Origin of the sequence: Salinibacter grassmerensis, assembly GCF_947077765.1 — a bacterium.
GTDB classification, from domain to species: Bacteria; Bacteroidota; Rhodothermia; order Rhodothermales; family Salinibacteraceae; genus Salinibacter; species Salinibacter grassmerensis.
In genome coordinates this window covers 839,724-861,991 of the sequence record NZ_CAMTTF010000001.1, presented here as the reverse complement: position 1 = coordinate 861,991, position 22,268 = coordinate 839,724, and the positions used below count along the sequence as shown (strand labels likewise).

The 22,268-nt window shown below is 64.3% G+C and carries 13 protein-coding genes and 1 tRNA gene; 9 read left to right on the top strand and 5 right to left on the bottom strand.

Annotation, left to right across the window (positions count from 1 at the left end; genetic code table 11):
* Positions 1–39 precede the first annotated feature (39 nt).
* Positions 40–1,227: a DNA polymerase III subunit gene (locus tag OJB03_RS03270; RefSeq protein ID WP_263785232.1), complete on the bottom strand. Its 1,188-nt coding sequence runs from the start codon at positions 1,225–1,227 to the stop codon at positions 40–42.
* Between the two features lie 183 nt (positions 1,228–1,410).
* On the opposite strand from OJB03_RS03270, the gene OJB03_RS03265 reads away from it, so the two are divergent.
* From OJB03_RS03265 to OJB03_RS03250, 4 genes are all read left to right on the top strand, one after another.
* Complete coding sequence (locus tag OJB03_RS03265) at positions 1,411–1,629, top strand: hypothetical protein (protein ID WP_263785230.1); 219 nt, start codon at positions 1,411–1,413, stop codon at positions 1,627–1,629.
* A gap of 87 nt (positions 1,630–1,716) precedes the next feature.
* Positions 1,717–1,790, top strand: a tRNA-Met gene (locus OJB03_RS03260).
* A 270-nt stretch (positions 1,791–2,060) separates the two neighbouring features.
* A complete protein-coding gene (locus OJB03_RS03255) occupies positions 2,061–2,456 on the top strand; it encodes an ATP-binding protein (RefSeq protein WP_263785228.1) in 396 nt (131 codons plus the stop codon).
* A 182-nt stretch (positions 2,457–2,638) separates the two neighbouring features.
* A complete protein-coding gene (locus tag OJB03_RS03250; RefSeq protein ID WP_263785226.1) occupies positions 2,639–2,995 on the top strand; it encodes a response regulator in 357 nt (118 codons plus the stop codon).
* A gap of 36 nt (positions 2,996–3,031) precedes the next feature.
* Here OJB03_RS03250 and OJB03_RS03245 read toward each other — a convergent pair whose 3' ends face one another.
* From OJB03_RS03245 to glgX, 4 genes are all read right to left on the bottom strand, one after another.
* Complete coding sequence (locus tag OJB03_RS03245) at positions 3,032–5,689, bottom strand: M14 family zinc carboxypeptidase (RefSeq protein ID WP_263785224.1); 2,658 nt, start codon at positions 5,687–5,689, stop codon at positions 3,032–3,034.
* A 150-nt stretch (positions 5,690–5,839) separates the two neighbouring features.
* On the bottom strand, positions 5,840–7,705 hold the full coding sequence (locus tag OJB03_RS03240) for a carboxypeptidase-like regulatory domain-containing protein (protein ID WP_263785223.1): 1,866 nt from the start codon (positions 7,703–7,705) through the stop codon (positions 5,840–5,842).
* Between the two features lie 376 nt (positions 7,706–8,081).
* Entirely contained in the window at positions 8,082–9,179 is a 1,098-nt protein-coding gene (locus OJB03_RS03235) for a Gfo/Idh/MocA family protein (protein WP_263785222.1), read from the bottom strand.
* Positions 9,180–9,319: 140 nt separating this feature from the next.
* The gene (gene glgX, locus OJB03_RS03230) at positions 9,320–11,509 is read right to left on the bottom strand and encodes a glycogen debranching protein GlgX (protein ID WP_263785220.1); all 2,190 of its coding nucleotides are present in this window, start codon (positions 11,507–11,509) and stop codon (positions 9,320–9,322) included.
* Between the two features lie 257 nt (positions 11,510–11,766).
* Here glgX and OJB03_RS03225 point away from each other — a divergent pair, with 257 nt between their 5' ends.
* The 5 genes from OJB03_RS03225 (at position 11,767) to OJB03_RS03205 (ending at position 22,188) form a co-directional block, all read left to right on the top strand.
* Positions 11,767–13,758 carry an alpha-1,4-glucan--maltose-1-phosphate maltosyltransferase gene (locus OJB03_RS03225; protein ID WP_263785218.1) on the top strand — a complete coding sequence of 664 codons (1,992 nt, stop codon included), beginning with the start codon at positions 11,767–11,769 and terminating at the stop codon, positions 13,756–13,758.
* Positions 13,759–13,848: 90 nt separating this feature from the next.
* Entirely contained in the window at positions 13,849–17,229 is a 3,381-nt protein-coding gene (treS, locus tag OJB03_RS03220) for a maltose alpha-D-glucosyltransferase (protein WP_263785216.1), read from the top strand.
* Positions 17,230–17,272: 43 nt separating this feature from the next.
* Entirely contained in the window at positions 17,273–19,141 is a 1,869-nt protein-coding gene (glgB, locus tag OJB03_RS03215) for a 1,4-alpha-glucan branching protein GlgB (protein ID WP_263785215.1), read from the top strand.
* 202 nt (positions 19,142–19,343) lie between these two features.
* On the top strand, positions 19,344–19,583 hold the full coding sequence (locus tag OJB03_RS03210; RefSeq protein WP_263785212.1) for a hypothetical protein: 240 nt from the start codon (positions 19,344–19,346) through the stop codon (positions 19,581–19,583).
* A 49-nt stretch (positions 19,584–19,632) separates the two neighbouring features.
* A complete protein-coding gene (locus OJB03_RS03205; RefSeq protein ID WP_263785209.1) occupies positions 19,633–22,188 on the top strand; it encodes a TonB-dependent receptor in 2,556 nt (851 codons plus the stop codon).
* Positions 22,189–22,268: the final 80 nt, after the last annotated feature.

Here is a 22,268-nt window from a genome sequence, read left to right as displayed (position 1 = left end):
GGGTCAACGTAGCCCGCTTCCTAAAGAGTCGGATTGTTGCTAGGCGGGCAGTGGGCGTTCAGCCTCAGAGAGCGGAACGTACAACGACTCGACCTCCTGGCCGCGCATCGCCTGGGCCAGACCGTGTGCGAGGGCCGTGAGGACCAGCGCGACGCGCACATTGCGCTCGGCCAGTTCCATGGCCTCCTCGACGAGCGTCACCATTCCCTCCAGGTCGGCGTCGGGCAGGTTGTTGCAGAAGCGGGCCACGGCCTCCTTCTGGTCCACATTCACCAGGGGAGCCTCTTCTCCCATCGTGCGGTACAGGAGCAGGTCGCGCATCCAGCGCAGCATGAGCCGAAGCACACTCTTCACGCGCTCGCGGCCCTGGCTCTTAAGCTCTTGAATGCACTGGTCGAGCGACTCCACCTTTTGCGTGTAGGCTGCTCGGAAATAGTCCAGCACCAGCTCGCGGCTGGTCATCAGGGCCTCGTTCTCCGCCAGCTCAAGGGCCCGGCTGTAGGACCCATCCGCCATCCGGGATAGCATTGAAGCCTCGTCCGACGCCATGTCCTCACGGTCGACGAGGGCCTGTTCGACCGTCTCCGGCAGGAGCGGGTCGAACCGCAACTGCTGGCACCGCGACAGGATCGTCGGCAGCAGCTGCTCGGGCCGGTTCGTCGTGAGCAAAAAGACGGTCTGCGGGGGCGGCTCCTCCAGCAATTTTAGAAACGTGTTGGCCGCCTCCTCCCGCATTTTCTCCGCGTCGATGAGGATGTTGACCTTGTACGCCCCTTCGCCCCGCGCCAGGCTCATGGGCTGGATGATGTCCTGCCGCACCTGGTCGATGCGGTAGTACACCTGCTGGTTCGACGTCTCAGACGGGTCGGAGAGCGAGGGACGACGCACGTAGTCAATTGCCGCGTACGGATTGTCGCCGAGCCGGCGGATCCGCTTCCCCATGTCTTCCTCGTCACGATCCTTTTCCTGGCTCCACGGGTGCGGCAGGTTGACGTGCACATCCGGGTGGACCATGCGCCGGGTCTTGCGGCAGGTGGGGCAGGCGTCACAGGCCTCATCGGCCTGCTCGGGGCACTGCAAGGCCCGGGCCATCTCGTAGGCGACGGCCCGCTTGCCCACCCCATCCGGACCGTGCAACAGATAGGCGTGGGCCACCCGCTCTTGGGCGAGAGCCCGGCGCAGCGTTTGAACAACCCGGTCCTGATCGAGAACAGAACTCCAGGCCATCGGAGGTGTGTGTGGCGGCTGTATAAGGAATAACGGGGAACTTAATGTACGATCCAGGGGCTACGAGGACAACCCTAGACCGGGCCCGAGCGCGTGGGCAGGGCCCCGAACACAGCCGCACGGCCCCCGTGAAACGAGGCAATGTTTTCGCGTGCTCAACAGTGCATCTTTCTTCTCTGCCCCGTGGACTCTCATCGTGGTTTTCAGTTTCGTGCGTACCGCCCCGACGCCCCCCACACCGATAAGCATGCCCTTCAGGCCACCCGGGGACGCATCACGCTGTTCGTAGAGGTCTCGGACGGCGAGCTGCCCAGCGGCTGGCACCTGCGCGACGTGCTGCGCCACGAGATCAACCGCCTCATGGACCCGGCAACCCTCCGCCACGTCGACCATCTCAACTGAACAGGAGTGCGGTGTCGTCCACTCTTTTTTCACCGCGCGCCGGAAACACCCCACGCGCAGTCGGACATACAAGCTATCAGTATTGACGGCGTGGTAGCTCAGTCGGTTAGAGCGTCGGATTCATAACCCGGAGGTCGAGGGTTCAAATCCCTCCCACGCTACCGGTGCCGTTCCGTTCGAAAGCCCACCTTGGGTGCTCCCGAGGCGGGCTTTTGCTATTTCAATGGGCTGAGGGCCCAAGTAGTGGCCGGGTCCACGCCGCCGTATCGTGTACACAAACTCAGCCATTGGGGAAACGGTGGGCTACCGCGAGAGCGCCCTGATCGGCCAGGCGGGCCTGGTGCGCACCCCGTCGCCTGAGGAGAGATCGTCCAGGATGTGACAGCGGCTGGGTGAGCACGCCGTCGAAAACGGGCGGACCCGAGCGACGCATGCGCCTGACACGTCGGTGCAGGGGCACTGAAGCGAGGACGACTCACACCATATCTGTTGCGATCCGTTGGGGCATGCAATCGAGTGCCCTCCAGGATAGTCGTATCGAGGCTCACGTGACGCACGACCAGGACGCGGTAATGGAGGTCGAGGACACCGGCATCGGCACGGGCCCGGAGCACGTGCCGGACCTTCTCAGTGCGTTCAAGCGAGAACCTGTAGGCATAAATCGGAAGTACGAGAACAGCGGACTCGGCTTGTCCATCCTGAAGTGGCTCACCGAAGAAGTAGACGGCACGATCAAGGTGGAGACCCAGAAAAGGACCCAGGACGTGCTTTACCGCCTGCCCGCGCCATTCATACGCCCTTCCCTAACCCTGCGCCGTGCGTGGTGAGCCGGCAGTCCCCTGTTCCTTAGTTCGTTGTGGATGTTACTTTTTCAGGTTGGCCGCTTAAAGTTATGAGTCTATCATCGACGGAACGATTCCTGCGAACCACATATTCCGTCTTATAGATTTCACATTTTACAAGGCCGGACTATAACGACTTCATGGGCACATCCGATCTCCCACGAATTTTGTCAGTCGAAGACAATCCGGATACTCAACTTCTCCTAGAGCACACGCTGCAAGACGAATACGACGTCACCGTCGTCTCCAGTGTAGAGGAGGCACTGGACCACGTCGCGACGGACTCGTTCGATCTTCTCCTCCTGGACATCAACCTCAGTGAGAAAAACGGAGGCGTGGAACTGCTCCGTACGATCCGGAACCGGGAGAACATCGACGACATTCCGGCGGTCGCGGTCACGGCCTTCGCCATGCCTGGCGATCGGGACGAATTTCTCCAGGAGGGATTCGACGAGTACGTCGGCAAGCCCTTCACCCGTGACCGACTGGTGGACACCATCGAGGATACCTTGCCGGCCGCGTAGACCGACTCTGGGCCCGTCCGGGCCATCAATGAACCTTCAGTCCACTAGCCCCGGCACGAGCATCACGGCATTCTGCATCATGCGACTCGGGCCGCGCCAGAACATGCGGTACTGCGTATTGTCAACGAGGAGCACGACCCGCCCCTCTCCCATCTCAACGGTACCGGCGAACGATTTGCCAGCCATCTGTTTCAGATTCTCCTGCGAGGCGTAGCCGCTCACGAGCAGATCTTCGGCGTCCCTCCCGTAGTGGCCGGCCGTCTGGAGGTCCGGGCTTGGCTCCAGGCCGGAGACGCCGTATTTCAGCGTGTAGACCGCGTCCCCAATCCCGTACGTGAGCGGGTGGGTGGCGTCAAGGCGTCCGGTAAGGGCCGCCCCGGGCACGTAGTCGAGCCCACTCGAATCGTCCCGGGCCGCGTACGAGGTGTACGGCCCGACGGGACTGTTGGTCGTGTCTGGCATTGCCTCCACGCCGGTCAGGCCAGAGGCGTCCGCCGTCAGGAACCGGGCACTCTCTTCGGTGCCCACGAGCGTACCGCCGTCACGCACCCACTCGCGCAGGTCCTCAACGCGGGCCGAGTCGAAGACGGCGTCAATCCCATACCCGCCGGGCAGGATGAGCACATCAAGCTCGTCGAGGGACGCCTTGCCGTAGCGGGCATAACGTCCGCCTCCCGTCGCCGACTCCTCCAGGTTGGACGCCCGGATGCGAGTCACGGGCAGCTCGGTCTCCTGGTCGAACAGATACCAGATCTGTCCGCTCGTGTAGGTGGAGAAAGGCTGGTCGACGAGCATGCCCACTTCGGGGGGCTTCACCGGGGCGTTGTCGGCTGAGCCAAGATCGGGCCCTTCCGCCATCCGACCGGTATCCAACCCGACGATCTCGACGCCGGCCTCCGACGCGATGCGCCGCATGTCGGCCGCGGGGTTGTCGTGGTCCGGATTGCGCCCCAGGAGGACGACGAGGGAGCCGGCCCCGAACGATCGCGCCCCAGTGCCGAACGGCTCGTGGGCCGCCCGCACCCGATACCCGGCGTCCCAGAGGGCCGACAGGGCGCGGGGGGCGTGGCGTTGGTTCCACTCCACGACGAATGCGTACTGCGCGTCGGAATTCGTAACCCTGGCCTCCGGTGTGGGAGCGGTCTCCACAGACTCCGTTCCTGCCTCGACCGACTCGCGGGTGCTGTACGCCTCCAGGTTGTACGCCAGCGGGGCCGACCACGTGGACATGTCGTACATCACCGAGTCCTGGAACGCCACCTGGCGCTGTAGGAGCGTGTTTACGAAGAGGTGGCGCGGCTGGTCGGTGGGCACGACGTACGCCCCCGCATCCACCCGACGATCCGTTCGCTCGCCAGTGCGGTAGTCGAGCGCATTGTCGAGGCGGCTGGCCTCCGTCGTGCGTTCCACGTCGATGCCGTGGTGGCGGAGCATGTCGAGCACATCGTAGAGGTAGCCGGTTCCCTGATCGTCGGGAAAGACGTAGGCGGCGGTTTCGATCGAGTTGCTCGCCTGCGAGTGGGCGTTGAGGTCATATTGCAACAACGACCGCCGGTTCTCGACGGACGCCTCGATCGTCGCCAGCGAGGTGGCATAGTGATCGTGAACGCGCTGGCGGAAGGTAAGCGTGTAGCCGTCGTTGTTCTCGACGGCCCGGCCCGCCCCAATGCCGGCCTGCTCCGTCAGCATACCGATGCCCCCCATCACGCTGGGGTAGGAGGATCCGTAGCTGGGGTAGAAGAAGTCAAACGCTTCGCGGGTAAAGTAGGCGACCTGGTTCTGGTCGAACGCCTCGACGTTGGCGCGTCCGAAGGTGTCGGCCAGGGCCACGTAGCGGTCCGGCAGGATCGGATTGCGCGGCGTGGTGCCGGGCATGGTGAAGTAGTGGTCGTTGTAGCCCTGCTCGTGGTAGTCGGCGTGCACCTGCGGCATGAACTCCTGGTACACACCGGTCAGGCCCTCCATCTCAGGGTGCACGTTCCACACCCAGTCGCGGTTGAGGTCAAACCAGTAGTGATTGGTCCGCCCCTGCGGCCACGGCTCGTCGTGGACGATGTCGGACGGCTCGGTAGCCACCTGCGCACGCTGCATCGAGCGGGCCCAGTAGGCGTAGCGGTCACGGCCATCGGGATTGACGGTGGGATACATGATCACGACTGCGTCCCGCAGGAGTGCCCGGGTACTATCGTCCTGGGCCGCGGCGAGGCGGTAGGCCACCTGCAGGGCCGCCTCCGTCGAGGCTGGCTCGTTGCCGTGGATGTTGTAGCTGTAGGAGACGAACACCGGCTGGTTCTGAAGCAGTCGGTCCCGGGCCGACGCCGACAGGCTCGCCGGGTCCGAAAGGCGCCGGCTGTTGCGCTTGAGCCGATCAAGACGCCCCTGGTTCGCCCCACTCGTGAGGACGAGATAGGGCAAGGTGCGGTCCTCGTAGGTCTCGCCGTAGGTACCCATCCGGACACGGTCGGACGCGTCGGCCAGCGTGCGCAGGTAGTCCACCGCGTCGGCGTGGAGGGTAAACTGCGTCCCCATGTCGTAGCCGAGCGCGTCCTCGGGCGAGGGGATGCTGCTGTCGTAGGCAAGGTCTGGGTCAAACGAGAAGCGCTCCGGCGTCAGGTCGGCGGGCTGGGCCCCGGCAGGGGCAACCACGAACAGGACGGCCAGCACGATCGGGAGGAGGCGGGACGGAGACGGCATGGTGGGGGCGCTTATTGAAAGCAATAACGACCGGACACAAGATGAGAACGAGCGTCTCCAGTCGCAAGGCACCGATGCCGGCAAGCCGTCCGGCCCCCATCCCGTTCATTTCGCACTTCGAATGGTCTCCCTTCCCTCCAGCAAACCCGCCTACCCCTTGCAGAAGGCGATCTGGTCGTGGCGGTTACCCGGACCCCGGTCGCCATTCGTGAGCAGCACCCCCACCGATAAGGTCACGACATACGCGCAGTTTTTCAGCTCCTCCACCTTCGTGCCCCCAGAGATACTCTGGAAGTCGACGGATCCGTGCAGGTTTTCGTCGGCGCTTCCGTTTACGTTCGGGTCACTGGGGGTCGGGGTGGTGCTGTACGGCCCTCCAGGCCCCTCTACCTTGATCCCGACATTTCCCAGGTTTGGATGCGCCGCGGTAAATTCGACGTTCAGGGTGTCCTGAATCTCCTCACACCCGCCGCTTCCCAGCTCTCGGAGGTTGACCATCGCCACGGCGAGTCCGCCGTTTACCGTCTCGCTCATCCAGTTCGGGTGACGGACGTAATCATAGAGACGGTTGTTCACGGCGATGTTCTCGAGGTGGCCTACCTCCGTAGACGCGCTGGGACTCGAGTTGGGAGGATTTTCTCGGACAAGCATCTTAATCTCGAAATGCTTGTTCTGCACAAGCGACACTCCGGAGGGAGCCTCGGCACTCTCGCCCGCATCAATGCCGGTCAGGTCGATCGCGGGCGTGAACGTCGCCAGCGTTCGGGAGTCCAGTTGGATCTGGTTGTGGTTCGGTACGAAGGATCCATCCCTACTGAAGACCCCCGACTTTTGCGGCATCGGGATCCAGTTCCCATTGGGGGTGACGGCCACCTCGTCGGAATCAGGCGCGCCCCCGACGATGTAGTCCTTGGTGTCGATTGTCAGCGGCGAGGTGGAGGTGTCGACCTTCTCGAGCGTCCCGATCTTCGTCTTGCGGAGTTGGGAAGGGGTCACGTCCATCCAGGACGAGGCCCCCCGTTCTCGGTACTGAAATTTATACTCCAGGGGATTCCCGTTCAGTGTCTTCGACATGATCCCGTTCAGCCGAAGGCTGCGGTGGAAGGCCCTTCCGCCGCCTACCGTCTCTCCCGTGCCCGCCGGGCCACTGTCGATATCTGTCTGAAAGTCATACCCCCCTACGCTGGTGAAGACCGGGTAGACCTCGGGGTCCGGGTCATCCGGCTCCTCGTCGATGCAGAGGTCCACACAGAAGCAGGGCCCGGCATTCTCTCGGCTACTCGTTCGTCCCTCGGAAGGGTCTTCAGAAAGGAGCGGTTGCCCGGCGGGCGTCTCCACCCGAAAGTACAGGTCGGGCCCGCCCACGAGTTCAACGTCGATGACAGTGCCGGGCTCGAAGTCCTGCTGCAGATAATCGATGCGAAAGCGACCATTTCCATCGGTGGTCGCGACCCCGACCTCATCGTCTTGAATCCAGTCTCGATCGAACGCAATGACCGTCACTCCTTCTACAGGTTCATCCGTCTCACAGAGGGTCACGTCGCCGCAGATTGTCCAGGCCCCAAACTGCCCGCGGACCTGGCACCAGAAGCGTTCGGGAATGCAGTACTCCCAGCCAAATCGTGCGCCCTCTTCTCCCTTGCGCCACTGGGGCTGGAGGGTGGTGATGCTCACCTGCAACGGGTCCGCCTTTGCCCCTTCGGGCATGCCGGGCACCGATTCGAAATATACATCGATCTCAATCGCCTCCCCGTCGTAGTCGACCTCCTCGCCAAGTACAACATTGAAGCGTCCCTCCGAATCGAGGTCCGCCTCGGTCAAGAGACGGTCAGACTTGTTCTCCGCCTCTTCCGCGTCGAGAATCTGATGCGTGTGTTTGGTCTCTGCAGTCGCACGGGCGATGGTCTCATCGCCCCCTTCCCCGGGTCGGTAGAGCCGGAGGGTTGCATTTGCAAGGTCTTCTTGACAGTCAGAACAGAGTTGTCCGCAGAGGTGTCCGAAGAACGTATATCGCATGGCTCGTAGTGGACGGCAGTTGAGGTGAATGTCCGAAAAGAAGTGCGGCTCAACCAATCATGAGCCGGGGGTGTGTTAGGCACGTGAAGACGACGTTCATAACCTGCCGCTCCTTGGTTTATCAAATCTTCATAATTTACGAACGCCAGGCTGGACTGTCTGACGCACGCGGTGCGGCGACGCGCACTGGCAACTGGACACAGGGCCCGCTGCAAAGGACAGACGAGGGCGTACCTGACGATTCGATGCGGCCGTGTGGCCCCGTCCGGAAGACGTGCATGTGCGGAACGAAAGGAGAAGCGGGGAACAGCGGCACTGGCCAGGTGCACACGCGTTTTCACAGCTCTGTGGACTGCCCGGTCCACGGAGTCGCCCCTCAGAGCTTTATTCTTGCTCCGTCGTCCGCGGAGGATTCCATGATGGCCCGAACGATCCGAATGTCGGCGAGCCCTTCTCTGCCCGGGACGAGGGGGGCGCTGTCGTTTTTGATGGCACGGGCGTCATTGTCCATCTGCCGGGCCTGCTGGTCGTTTGGATCGGGGGCCAACCGGGTTCCGTCGCTGGTCTTGCCCTGCACGCCGGAGTAGGCCTGAAAGGGACGCAGCTGATATCCCCCGTCGGTACATTCCACGTCGAGGTAGTTCATCGACGCACCGAAGCTGGTTTCTCCTGTTGCCATCACCCCCTCCGGAAACTCCAGCGTGAACTCCGCGTGCTCCGGCACCTCGCTGTATATTCCCTCGCGCTCAGACCAGGTGCGCCCCGTTACGGCGACCGGTTCCATGCCAGTAGCGTAGCGGGCCGCGTTGATGGGATAGACGCCCATGTCGTAGAGCGCACCGCCCCCAAGCTCAGCGTCTCGACGCCAGTCGTCCGGATCGGGGGGCGCTCCGTCGTAGCCCGCACCGGTTACCACGGACGTGACCGCGCCGTACGTCTCATTCTCACCGTACCGGATGAGGGTTTGGGTATTGGGCTCGTGCTGCATCCGGTAGCCGACGGTGAGCTGGACCCCGTTCTTCTTGGCGGCGCCAATCACGGCTCGACACTCCTCCGTCGTCATGGCCATCGGCTTCTCGCACCAGACGTGCTTGCCGGCCTCGGCGGCCTTAATCGCATCTCGCGCATGGAGGCCAGGCGGGGTGACGACATACACCACGTCGAGGGCGTCGTTGTTGGCGATCTCGGGCAGTGTGTCGTAGCTGTAGACGTTCGAGTCCGGAATGTCGTAGCGCCGTTTCCACCTCGGAATCTTCTCCGGGGAGCCGGTCACGATGCCACGCAGTTCGCAGTGCTCGGTTTTTTGGAGACCGGGCGCCAACTGGGTCCTGGCGTAATTACCAAGGCCACAGAGAGCCACCCCGAGGACCGCGTCCCGATCGGGAAGGATGACGGACGGGAAGCCCACCGTCGACGCGACCATGGTGGCCCCCGCCCGCCTCAGAAACTCTCGCCGGGGGGTATGCTCGGACATGTCGTGCAGAGGTCGGTTGAACTACACAGCGGGCACCGTCGGACTCGGAGCGATGGGGCACAACCTTACATGGATATGAAGGGCCGCGGCCAGGATGTGTTTGGCGCTCAGAACCACGCGCTCCCGTGGGGGGCCCTGTGCTACCGCACCGCTCGGAGGGCCAGCAGTCGATGAGGACGCAGGGTCAGCACGCCCCCCGGCTCAACATCAACGGTGCCCGGATCGTCCAGAAAATCGGCCAGCTCCGGCACCACGTGCCAGGCTGCACAGTGCACGTCGTCGAGTTCATTGGTCTCCGCCGGCACTTCAAACTCCACCGGTGCCCCGCCCTGGTTCATGAGCACTAGAAAGGAGTCGTCGGTCCGGGGCTGTCCCTTTGAGCCGGGCGCCAGGTTGTGGCCGCGGAGCAGGTACCCGAAGGCATGCAGGTCCTCATCGTGCCAGTCCCCTTCCGTGATCTCGCGGCCGTCGGGGTGCCACCAGAGCACGTCGCCGGAGCCGTCCGACTCGTCGGCCGAGTCCAGAAAATGCCGGCGCCGGAAGCTTGGATGCTCCTTCCGGAACGCCGTGAGCCGCTGCACAAACTCGAGAAACTTCTGCTCGCGGTCGTCGAGGTCCCAGTCGTACCAGCTAATCTCGTTGTCTTGACAGTAGGGGTTGTTGTTGCCCCGGCGCGTATGAGACAGCTCGTCCCCCCCCAAAATCATGGGCACGCCCTGTGACAGCAGGAGTGTGGCCATGATGCTGCGCTTCCGGCGCTCGCGGCGCTCGATCACTTCCGGATCGTTGGTTGGGCCTTCCGCCCCGCAGTTTGTGGAGTGGTTGTCGTCGTGACCGTCTTCGTTGCCCTCCTTGTTCTCTTCGTTGTGCTTCTGCTCGTAGCTCACGAGGTCCTGCAGCGTGAACCCATCGTGGGCCGTCACGAAGTTGATGGACGCAAACGGGCGGCGCCCCGACCGCTCGTAGAGGTCGCTGGAGCCGGTGACCCGGGTGGCCACGTCGCCATTCATCCCACGGTCGCCCCGCCAAAAGCGGCGGATAGTGTCGCGGTAGCGGCCGTTCCATTCGGCCCACTGCCACGGGAACGACCCGACCTGATAGCCGCCGGGCCCTACGTCCCAGGGCTCCGCAATGAGCTTGACCTGGCTCAGCACCGGGTCCTGCTGGACCACCTTGAAGAAGGAACCGAGCATGTCCACGTCGTACAGCTCCCGCGCCAGGGCCGAGGCAAGGTCGAACCGGAAGCCATCGACGTGCATCTCCTTGACCCAGTAGCGCAGGCTGTCCATGATCATCTGTAGGACGTACGAGTCGCCGGGGTCGAGCGTGTTGCCCGTCCCGGTGTAGTCCATGTGGTACCGCTCGTCGTCGGGGTTAAGCTTGTAGTAGGTCTGGTTGTCGACGCCCCGCCACGAGAGCGTGGGGCCCAACTGGTTCCCTTCACAGGTGTGGTTGTAGACGACATCGATGATGACCTCGAGCCCCGCGTCGTGAAGCGCACGGACCATCATCTTGAAGTCACGCACCGCACTCGTCGGCCCGTTGGCGGCGTACTCGGGCTCCGGCGCGAAGTAGGAGAGGGTGTTGTACCCCCAGTATTCCCGAAGCCCTTTTCGGAGCAGCTCACGGCGATGCAGCTTGGCGTGTACCGGCAGGAGCTGCACCGTGGTGACGCCGAGGTTCTTGAGGTGATCGAGGACCGGTTCGGAAGCCATTCCCAGGTACGTCCCCCGCAGCCGTTCGGGCACGTCCGGATGCTTCTGGGTCATCCCCTTTACGTGCGTCTCGTAGATAAGGGTGTCCTGCCACGGAATTTCCGGCGATTGGTCGTTGCCCCAGGCAAAGGTCTCCTCCACCACCGCCGCAAGGGGCGCGTGGGGGGCACTGTCCTGCGTGTTGAACGAGAGGTCTTCCTCCTCGGCGTCCACGTCGTAGCCGAAGAGGCTGTCGTTCCAGCGGAGGGGACGCCCGATGGCCTTCGCGTAGGGGTCGAGCAGGACCTTGTTGGGATTGAACCGGTGCCCGTTCGCCGGGTCGTAGGGCCCGTAGACGCGGTACCCGTAGAGCTGTCCGGGGCGGACATTCGTGACGTAGCCGTGCCAGATGGGGCCGGTGTGCTCCGGCAACTCGAACGTGACACTGGGCTCGCGGTCGTCGGCGTCGTCGAATAGCAACAGCTCAACCCGGTCGGCGTGGGCACTGTGCAGGGCGAAGTTGACCCCAATGCCGTCCCACGTTGCCCCCCGTGGGTAGGGCTTCCCGGGTTGAATGTGACGGTCACTCTGATTCGGTGTGTCTGTGTCGACCGGTGAGGGAGAAGGCGCGTCCATACAGCAGGAGTACAGCTCAAAAGTACAGAGCGGTCTGCATCGTCCAACATGAACCACAAAAACTGGACCGCAGACCCTGCCATACAATGAGCCCGACTGCGCACAGTTGCATCCAGGCCCCCGCGTTGGGATTTCTGTCCCCCAGTGCGTAGCGTGTATATCCGTTGTTGTCGCGTGTCCGCCGTTGCATTTTGCCCCCGCCCCATCTCAGCATGTCTTCTGCTACCGAATCCCCGCCTGCCTCCCCTGAGCCGACCATGCCTACGTCCTGGTCGCGGGTCGTCATTTCGTCGGTGGCCCCCGCCATCGACGGCGGGCAGTGGCCGCTCAAACGGGCCGTGGGGGAGCAGGTGGAGGTAACCGCCAGCGTTCTGGTAGACAGTCACGAGGCCCTGGCCGTAGAGCTCGTGGTCCACCACGCGGGCGAGGAGACGGAGCACATCACCCGCATGCCCCACGCCGAGAACGACGAGTACACCGGCGCCTTCGAGGTGTCGTCTCCCGGACGCTACCTGTACCGCGTGCGGGCCTGGATCAACCGCTTCGCCACGTGGCAGGACCAATTTCGGCGCCGGGTAGAGGGCGGCGAGCCGCCGTCCGAGATTGAGAGCGAGTTGACCGCTGGGGTGTCGCTGCTCGGCGAGGCCGCCGAGGACGCGCCCAAAGACGACCGGGAGATGCTGGAGGCCCACATCGAGGCCTTCGAGAACGGCAACGCGGAGGCGGCCCTCGGGGACGAGATTGCTGAACTCGTGCGCCGCCACGCGCCTCGTCATCAGCAAGCGACCAGTGCGACCTACGAGGTCCTCGTGGACCCGGAGCGGGCCCGGACCGGCGCGTGGTACGAGTTCTTCCCGCGCTCCGCCCGGGACGACGAGAGGCACGCCACGCTCGACGAGGCCGCGGAGCGGCTGCCGCGCATCCAGGAGATGGGCTTCGATATCGTCTACCTTCCCCCGATCCATCCCATCGGTAAAACCAACCGCAAAGGCAAGGACGATGCCCCGGAAGCTGCCCCCGGCGACCCTGGCAGTCCGTGGGCCATCGGCGGCTTCTTGGAGGACGGATCGAAGGGCGGGCACAAGAGCGTCCACCCCAAGCTGGGCGGCATCGAGGCATTCGACCGGTTCGTGGAGACGGCCCATGACCTGGGCCTGGAGGTTGCGCTCGACGTCGCGTTCCAGTGCTCCCCCGACCACCCCTACGTCGAGGACCATCCCGAGTGGTTTTACCACCGTCCGGACGGCTCCCTCCGCTACGCCGAAAACCCGCCCAAAAAGTATAAGGACGTTCACCCCATCAACTTCGAAACCGAGGCGTGGCCCGCGCTCTGGAAGGAGTTGAAGAGCGTCTTCGAATACTGGATCGACCACGGCGTCACGACCTTTCGCGTGGATAACCCCCACACGAAGCCGTTCGCCTTCTGGCAGTGGTGCCTGCACGAACTGCGCCAGGAGACGCCTGAGCTCGTCGTCTTGGCGGAGGCCTTCACCCGGCCCAAGACGATGTACCACCTCGCCAAGCTCGGCTTCAACAACTCGTATACCTACTTCACCTGGCGCAACACGCCGGAGGCGCTCGAGGCGTACGGCGAGGAGCTGTTCCACACCGAGGTGGCCGAGTACTTCCGCCCAAACTTCTGGCCCAACACGCCCGACATCCTGCACGACGAGCTGGTCGACGGCGGGCGGCCCGCCCACAAGAGTCGGTTCGTGCTCGCGGCGACGATGTCTAGCACCTACGGCGTCTACGGTCCGCCCTTCGAGCACATCGACAATCAGCAGCGGGCGCACAAGGAGGAGTACGCCCAGAACGAAAAGTACGAAATCCGAACCTGGGACTGGAACGACCCCACGTCGCTCCAGCCGTTTATGGCGCGGGTGAACCGCCTCCGGAACGAAAACCCCGCCCTGCAGCAAATGCGGTCGATTCGGTTCCTGGACACACAACACCCGGACCTGATTGCCTACAGCAAGTCCGCCGGGGACAACCTGATCGTCGTGGTCGTAAGCCTCGACCCTCACAACGAACGTGAAGGCCAGCTCGTGCTTCCCGTCCACGACCTCGGCCTGCCGGCCGACACGGCCTTCTCGGCCCACGATCTCCTCCACGATGCCCACTACACCTGGCGGGGCACTCATCACTATCTCTGCCTCACCCCCGACCGCCCCGCACACATTTTCCGGCTCGAACCGGCCGGCACGAGCGAGCAGACGCACGCCGCCTACGACCGCCTCGTACACGCATGATCGGCGGAGTGCCCGAAGGTTGACGGAGGCTCTCTTTCCCCTCCCTCTGCCTTCAACGGTCCACCCTTCCCCGTTTAACCGCAGCGCCGTATGCCCGACGACTTCCTCGACGACCCCCTCTGGTACAAAGACGCCGTCATCTACGAGCTGCACGTTCGCAGCTTCTACGACTCGAACGACGACGGCTACGGGGACTTTCGAGGGCTCCGCGAAAAGCTGCCCTACCTCGAATCGCTGGGCGTCAACACCCTCTGGCTGCTCCCCTTCCTGGAGAGCCCGCTCAGGGACGACGGCTACGACACCGCCGACTACTTCAAGGTCCTGCCCATCCACGGCGACCTCGACGACTTCCGGGCGTTTCTCGACGACGCCCATGCCCGCGGCATGCGGGTCGTCACGGAGCTGGTGCTGAACCACACCTCCGACCAGCACCCCTGGTTTCAGGAGGCGCGCAACCCCGACTCCGACAAGCATGACTGGTACGTCTGGAGCGAAACGGACGAAAAATACGACGATGTCCGTGTCATTTTCACCGATACGGAGGATTCGAACTGGGCGTGGGACCCCAAGGCGGAGAAGTACTACTGGCACCGCTTCTTCTCCCACCAGCCCGACCTCAATTTCGACAACCCCGAGGTCCGGGAAAAGATGAAGGAGGTCATGTTCTTCTGGCTCGACATGGGGGTGGACGGCCTGCGGCTCGACGCGGTGCCTTACCTCTTTGAGCGGGAGGGCACCAGCAGCGAGAACCTGCCCGAAACGATCAACTACGTGAAGGAGCTGCGCGCCGCCGTGGAGGAGCGGTACGGCCCCGGCAAGGTGCTCCTGGCGGAGGCGAACCAGTGGCCGGAGGACACGCTCCCCTACTTCGGTGAGGACGCGGACGGGGGCAGCACGGGCGTGCAGATGGCCTTTAACTTTCCCGTCATGCCGCGGCTCTATATGGCGCTGCGGCGCGAGAACCGGCGGCCGGTCGTGGAGATGCTCGACCTGACCAGCGGCATCCCCGACGACGCGCAGTGGGCTCTCTTCCTCCGGAACCACGACGAGCTCACCCTCGAAATGGTGACCGACGAGGAGCGGGACTACATGTACCACGAGTACGGCGCCGACGATCGCTTCCGCATCAACGTGGGCATCCGACGACGCCTGACGCCCCTGCTCGGGGGCGAGCGCCGCCGCATCGAGCTCATGAACGCGCTGCTGCTGAGCCTCAAGGGAAGTCCCATCATCTACTACGGCGACGAGATCGGGATGGGCGACGATCCGTTCCTCGGCGACCGCAACGGGGTGCGCACCCCCATGCAGTGGAGCCCCGACAAGAACGGCGGCTTCTCACGGGCCCCGCACCACAAGCTGTTCATGCCCCCCATCAACCGGGGCAAGTACAGCTACGAGTTCGTAAACGTGGAGGACGCGGAAGAGGACCCGTACTCGCTGCTCCACTTCATGCGCCGCCTCATCGCCCTCCGGCAGCAGCACAAGAACATTTTTGGGCGGGGCAGCTTTGAGCTGCTGCCCGTGGAGAACCAGTCCATTCTCGCGTTTCTCCGTGAGTACGAGGGCGAACGCATCCTCGTGGTGAACAACCTCTCCCGCTTCACGCAGTCGGTCCACATTCCCGCGCGAGACGACCTGCAGGGCCTCGCGCCGGTCGAGCTGTCCGGACAGTCCGCGTTCCCGCCCATCGGCCCCGACGACTACCACCTGACCGTCGGGCCGCACCACTTCTACTGGTTCAAGCTCGTGCCCAAAGAGGATGTACAGCGCGACGACACGCGCCGCAGTGGCCTTCAGCCCCTCGAGGGCGAAAACGGCCGCACCCGTCCCGTCCTGCCGGTCGCCGAGGGCCTGCAGAATGTGCTCGTCCCCACGATGGCGCAGCGCCGCGGCCCCGAACAGATCGAGGCGCTCCTCCCGGAGTTTATCAACGAGCAGCGCTGGTTCGGCGCCAAGGGCGAAGTCATCGAAGAGGTCGAGGTCGAAGATGCGGTGCGCCTCCAGAGCGACCCCGTGGTGTACCTGTCGGTGCTTCGGGTCGACCTCCCGGAGGACACGTCGTTCTACACCCTGCCCCTGATGGCAGCCCCCGAGCCGGAGGCCTCTACCATCTTGGACGAGCACCCAGCTGCCACGCTGGCGTGGCTGGAGGTGGACGACACCGAAGAGCGACGGCTCGTCTACGACGCCACGGTCAACCCTCAGTTCTGGGCCACGCTCTTCCGCTGGTGGCAGCGGGGCGGCACCGGGCGCTCGCTGAAGGGCCTCTACACGGCCGAGCCGTCCGAGGCGATGGGCCACGAGCCCCCCGACGACGTGCGCCTCTTCACCGGCGAGCAGAGCAACACCTCCGCCATCGTCAACGACGACTACTTCCTCAAGCTCTACCGCCGCCTGGAGGAGGGCCCCAACCCCGAGAAAGAGCTCCTGCAGCACCTCACGGACGTCGACTTTACGTTTTCGCCCCGCCTCCACGGCACGCTCCACTTTCGGCGTCGCCGCCGCCAGTACACCCTCGGGGTGCTTCAAGAGGCCCTTGCGGTAGACACCGACGCCTGGAGCTACGCCCTCTCCTGCACGACCACCTTTCTCGACCGCGTCGAAAATTCGCCGTTCCCGTACGAGCAGGCCAAGAGCACAGACCCATCGGCGGACAGCCCCAGCTGGACGGCGGACCGCTTCGTGGACGCGACGGTGCCGGTGTGGCTGGAAGAGCTGGCCCCCGAGTTGATTTCGTTCGCGCGGACGCTCGGGGTGCGGACCGCCGAAATGCACTACGCGCTGGCCCAGGCAAAGGGCGACAACATGCACCCCGTTGAGGCGCCGGCGAACGCAGGGGCGGAGCTGGGCGCACGCATCAGAACCGAGATGGAGGAGACCCGTGCCCTTCTCGATCGGCAATCGGGGCTCCCTCCTAAGGACGTGCCCTCCACCCCGGCGTGGAGTGCAGCCCGGGAGCACCTTGCGCCCCTCGACGACATGCCCGGCACGCACGACCGCATCCGGATCCACGGCGACTATCATCTCGGGCAGCTTCTCCGGGCCGAGGGCGACATCTACGTCCTCGACTTCGAAGGCGAACCGACCCGCCCCCTCGACGAGCGCCGCCAACGCGAAAACGCGCTGCGGGACGTCGCGGGCATGCTTCGGTCTCTGGAGTACGCCGTCCTCGCCTCCTGGCAGGACCACACCAATGTGGACCCGGACTACGAGCCGTGGATCAACGCGCTGCTCCACTGGACGGAGACGACGTTCCTCGACGCGTACGCCGATACGACCGAGGACGCCGCCTTCCTCCCGGCGGCCCCGGCCCGCTACTCATTCCTCTGGGCCTTTCTCCTCGATAAGGCCCTGTACGAGGTCCGCTACGAGCTCAACCACCGCCCCGACTGGGCCTGGCTTCCGCTGCACGGGCTTCGCCGTCTGCTCGCCCCCCACGAGGCGACCGCCTCCGACCGCCTCGACGCCTGATCCCTCTCTCCACGCAATTGATCCTTCCCACCCACAGCCCCCCATGCCCCATCTCACCGACGACGACCTCTACTACTGGCGGCAAGGCACCCATACCCACAGCTACGAGCGGATGGGGGCACATCCCAACCAGCGGGGCACCTGGTTCAGCGTCTGGGCCCCCAATGCCGACCGGGTGGAGGTAACGGGCGACTTCAACGACTGGCGCTTCGGAGCCGACGTACTGGATCGGCGCGAGGGGGGACTCTGGGAAGGGTACGTGCGTGGGGCCCAGCCGGGCGACAAGTATAAGTATCACCTCCAGGCCAACGGCGACTGGTTCGACCGGACCGACCCCTACGCCTTCCGCATGGAGCCGCCTGCCCAGAACACATACGAGGGCCTCTCGGCCATCGTCACCGACCTCGACACCTACACGTGGGGCGACAGCAACTGGATGAACGAGCGGGAGGGCCCCAGCGGACTGGACGGCCCCCTCTCCATCTACGAGGTGCACCTCGGCTCCTGGCGGCACAAGGAGCACGGCGAGTCGCTCAGCTACCGGGAGGTCGCCGAGCCGCTGGCCGACCACGTGCAGAACCTGGGCTTCACCCACGTCGAGTTTCTGCCGCTTGCCGAACATCCGTACTACGGGTCGTGGGGCTACCAAATTCTCGGGTACTACGCCCCCACCTTTCGCTACGGCGACCCCGACGGCCTAATGCACCTCATCGACACGCTGCATCAGCGCGGGATCGGTGTCATCATGGACTGGGTGCCCGGCCACTTCGCCACGGACCCGCAGGGGCTCACCTACTTTGACGGCTCGCACCTCTTCGAATACGAGGACCCGCTCATGCGGGAGCATCCGGACTGGGGCACGCGCGTCTTCGACTTCGGCAAGAACGGCGTGCGCAATTTTCTCCTCTCCAACGCCCTCTTCTGGATGGACAAGTACCACGTGGACGGCCTCCGCGTCGACGCGGTCGCCTCCATGCTCTACCGCGACTACTCGCGCGAGGGCGACTGGTCGCCCAATGTGCACGGCGGCCGCGAGAACCTGGGCGCCATCAGCCTCCTTCAGGACACCAACGAGCACGTCTACGAGGAGTACCCCGAGGCCATCATGCTGGCCGAGGAGTCAACTGCCTGGCCCGGCGTGACCACCCCCACCGAGCACGGCGGCCTTGGCTTCCTCTACAAGTGGAACATGGGCTGGATGCACGACTCGCTCGAATACGCAAGCAAAGAACCGGTTCACCGCAAGCACCACCACGGCGACCTGACCTGGACCCTCAGCTGGGCCTTCTCCGAAAACTACACACTCCCCCTCTCCCACGACGAGGTGGTCCACGGCAAGAACTCCCTCTGGAGCAAGATGCCAGGCGACGACTGGCAGAAAGCGGCCAACCTGCGGCTCCTTTACGCCCACATGTTCGGCCACCCCGGCAAGAAGCTGCTCTTCATGGGGGGTGAGTTCGGGCAGCACCGCGAATGGAACCACGATCAGGAGCTGGAATGGGGACTCACCGATGCCCCCCTGCACGAGGGCCTCATGGAGTGGCTCGGCGACCTCAATCACCTCTACCAGAACGCGCCGGCCCTCTGGAACGACCAGGTAGACGGCTTCGAATGGATCTCGTACGACGACCGCGAGAACAGCGTCCTCACCTACCGCCGCCTCAACGGGGACCGCTCGCTCGTCTTCGTGCTCAACTTTACGCCGGTCGTTCGCGAGAACTACCGCATTGGCGTGCCGGGCGAGGGCCTGTGGCACGAACAACTCAACAGCGACAGCGACGCCTACGGCGGCAGCAACGTGGGCAATCAGAGAACCGTCCATAGCGATCCGTTCGGGAGGCACGGACACTCCCATTCCCTGGAGCTGACTCTTCCCCCGCTGGGAGCACTGGTCCTGGAGCCAGCCGAGTAGCCCACCCCGGGCCCGCCTCCACTTCCGACTAGCGAGGACAGGCCCCCTGGGCTCCCCTCCACACTTTCTGCTGCCCGTGGGGACGTGCGGACTGTCCTCTCTTCTAATTTTACAGCTTCTGTATTCTCGACGGTTGATCGTCGAGAAAGCCCCTCTTATCTATAAGTGGTCTAAATAATTAGGAATCACCTCCGCACTCCGCATGAGCCATTCGTTCACACGTCGTTCTCTGACGGTAGGACTCGGGGCGCTGCTTCTTCTGCTCGTCACCCTGCCGGCGTGTTCGGATGATCCTGTCCTGGGCCCGTCCGACGGGACCCCGGAGGAGGGGGGCAGCTACAGTGCCCTCGACCGCCTGTCCCCGCCCGCCACCGCCGTGGATTCCAGCCAGTCTTCCTCGGCGAGGACCGATAGCGCGACAACCAACCCGGCCCGCTTCTAATCCCAGCGGCGGGTGCCTCTTGCACGGATACAGAACCAGATCTCGCAGCATGCGCGTCGAATACGTTCTCGCCCTCTCCTTTTTTGTATTTAGTCTAAATAGTGGACCTGCGGTTGGTCAGGACGCATCAACGGGCGGCATAGAAGGCCGCGTCGTCACCGCAGAAGCAGGGGGGCCGCTTGCCGACGCAACGGTGGGCGTCAGCGGGAGTGCTCGGCCTCAAGGCACCGTCACCAACGCGGACGGCCGCTTCGTGCTCACCAACCTGCCGGCCGGTCGCACCACCCTGCAGGTGCGCCACGTGGGGTATGTCACAACCACGCGCACGGTGCGGGTTCAGGCCGGCCAGACGACGCGCCTGACCGTGGAGCTGGCGAGCGCCACTGTGGAGCTATCGGGGCTCGAGATTACCGGCTCCACGCGCAGCACCCGGACGGCCCTTCCGGGCGCGGCCTCAAAGGTGGACGCCGCCGCCCTGAGTCAGATGGATCCCATCGGCACCCAGGCAGCCCTCAAGCATGTGCCCGGCGTCTACGGTCTGGCCGACGACGGCATGTCTCAGACCCGCATGTCGGTGGGCATCCGCGGCCTGCAGCCCCGCCGCACCCAGCGCGTACTCGTCATGGAGGATGGGATGCCCATCCAGCCTGCCCCCTACGTTTTCTCCCCGCTCTACTACAACCCGCCCATCGAGCGCATCGAGGAGATCGAGGTCATCAAGGGCAGCTCCACGATCCGGCACGGCCCGCAAACGATGGCCGGCGTCATCAACTACGTCACCAGCCGCCCACAGCGCCGCTCACCGGGAGGGACCTTTGAGCTGACCCCCGGCACAAACGGCTACGTCAGCGCCTTCGGGGAGGTTGGCGGCTTCGGGACCGACGACGTGCGCCCGCAGGTCCAGCTACTCTTCAAGCGAGGAAACGGCTTTCGCCAGCACAACGACTTCCGCCAGTTCAACGGCACCGCCAAGCTGCAGGCAAATCTTGGCGACGATCGATCGCTGTACGTCAAGACCAACGCCAACTACGAGCGACTGAACGCTACCTACACCGGCCTCACTCCATATTCCTTCCGCACCGACCCGGATTTCAACCCCAAGGACGACGACCTCTACCAGATCTACCGGGCGTCGCTGGGGACGATTTACAACCGCCGCTACAGCGACGCCGTGCAGGGCACCACGCGGCTCTACGCCAACGTCTTTCACCGCCCGTGGTGGCGGGAGAAGGACGTGTTCGTAGACGCGGAGGACTACCAGGCCCCAAACAGAGACGCCGAGCCGGTCGAGCCGAACGAGCCGGGGCCGCTCATGCGCGTCGGCATCAGCGACGTGAGGGACGGCCTTACGCTGAATGACAAGCCGTACTTCGGCAACGTGCGCACCTTTTACGTCACCGGCGTCGAGCATTCGCTGGGCATCCAGCACAGCCTGCTCGGGCAGGAGGCGGACCTGGAATTGGGCGGTCGCCTGCACTGGGAACGCTTCAAGGACAACCGCAAGATCAGCGACGAGGTGGGCGTGCGGGAGGGCGTTTTCTATCAGGGCGACGTGTCCGACTCCGACCCCGTAACAATCATCGGCGGCAGCTCGGTCTACGAGACACGGGCGCTCTCCCTCTACGCACTGGAGGATGTGCAGTGGGGCCCGCTTCGTCTCTCACCGGGATTTCGGCTGGAGGTCTTCAAGCAGTCTCAGATCAACCGCCTCAACGGCAGCCAGTACCGCGACCAAACGAGCGTGGTCCCCCTGCCCCGGCTCGGCTTCAACTGGAACCTGGGGACCACCGACTTGGGCACCACGCTCGGGGAGGGCAATGCCCGCCTCTTCGGCGGGGTCCACCGCGGCTACACGCCGCCCTCCAGCGCCATCTTCGCCATCGTGGGCTTCGATCCGCCCAGCGCCACCGGCGCGGGCGACGGTGGATTCGACCTGAAGGCCGAGAAGAGCTGGAACTCGGAGCTGGGCGTGCGGGGCCGCTCCGACGCCGGCCAGTTCGAAGTCACTGGCTTTTACCTCTACGTGGAGAACCTGGTGGGCGGGCGCACGAGCTTCCAGCAAAACCTGGGGGTGGTGGAAAGCTACGGCCTGGAAGCCCGAACCCGCGTGAAGGGCGGCGTCTTTGCCGGCCCCCTCCCCACGCTGGACGTGTCATACACCTACTTGCAGTCGTCGGTCGTGCAGGGTGTCATCTCAAGTGCGATCGATGGCTTGGCGGAAGACATCAGTGGCAACGAACTGCCGGCGGCTCCCACCCACACCGCCACGGTGGGGCTATCGAAGGCATTTTCGGACATCGGACTCACCCTGTCGACCGACCTCAGCTACACCGGCCGCTTCTACACCGACCTCGAAAACCTGGAGAGCACCAACAGCCGGGGCGAGCGGGGCCCTGTGCCGGCCCACACGGTGATCGACGCCGGGGCCACCTACGAGTACTCCGAGGCCCTCAGCGTCCAGCTCACCGCCAAGAACGTGACGGACAACGTGTACATCGGCTCGCGGCTGCACTCCAATCCCAGCCAGCCGAGCGCCAACCTGAGCACGGGCATCATCCCTGGCGCCCGCCGCCAGGTCAATCTCTCGATTCAATACGACTTTTAGATTCACACAGAAAACCGCCCCGCCTCTCAAAACCAGAGAGACGGGGCGTCTTCCTCACACAGATACACTTTCATCAACGC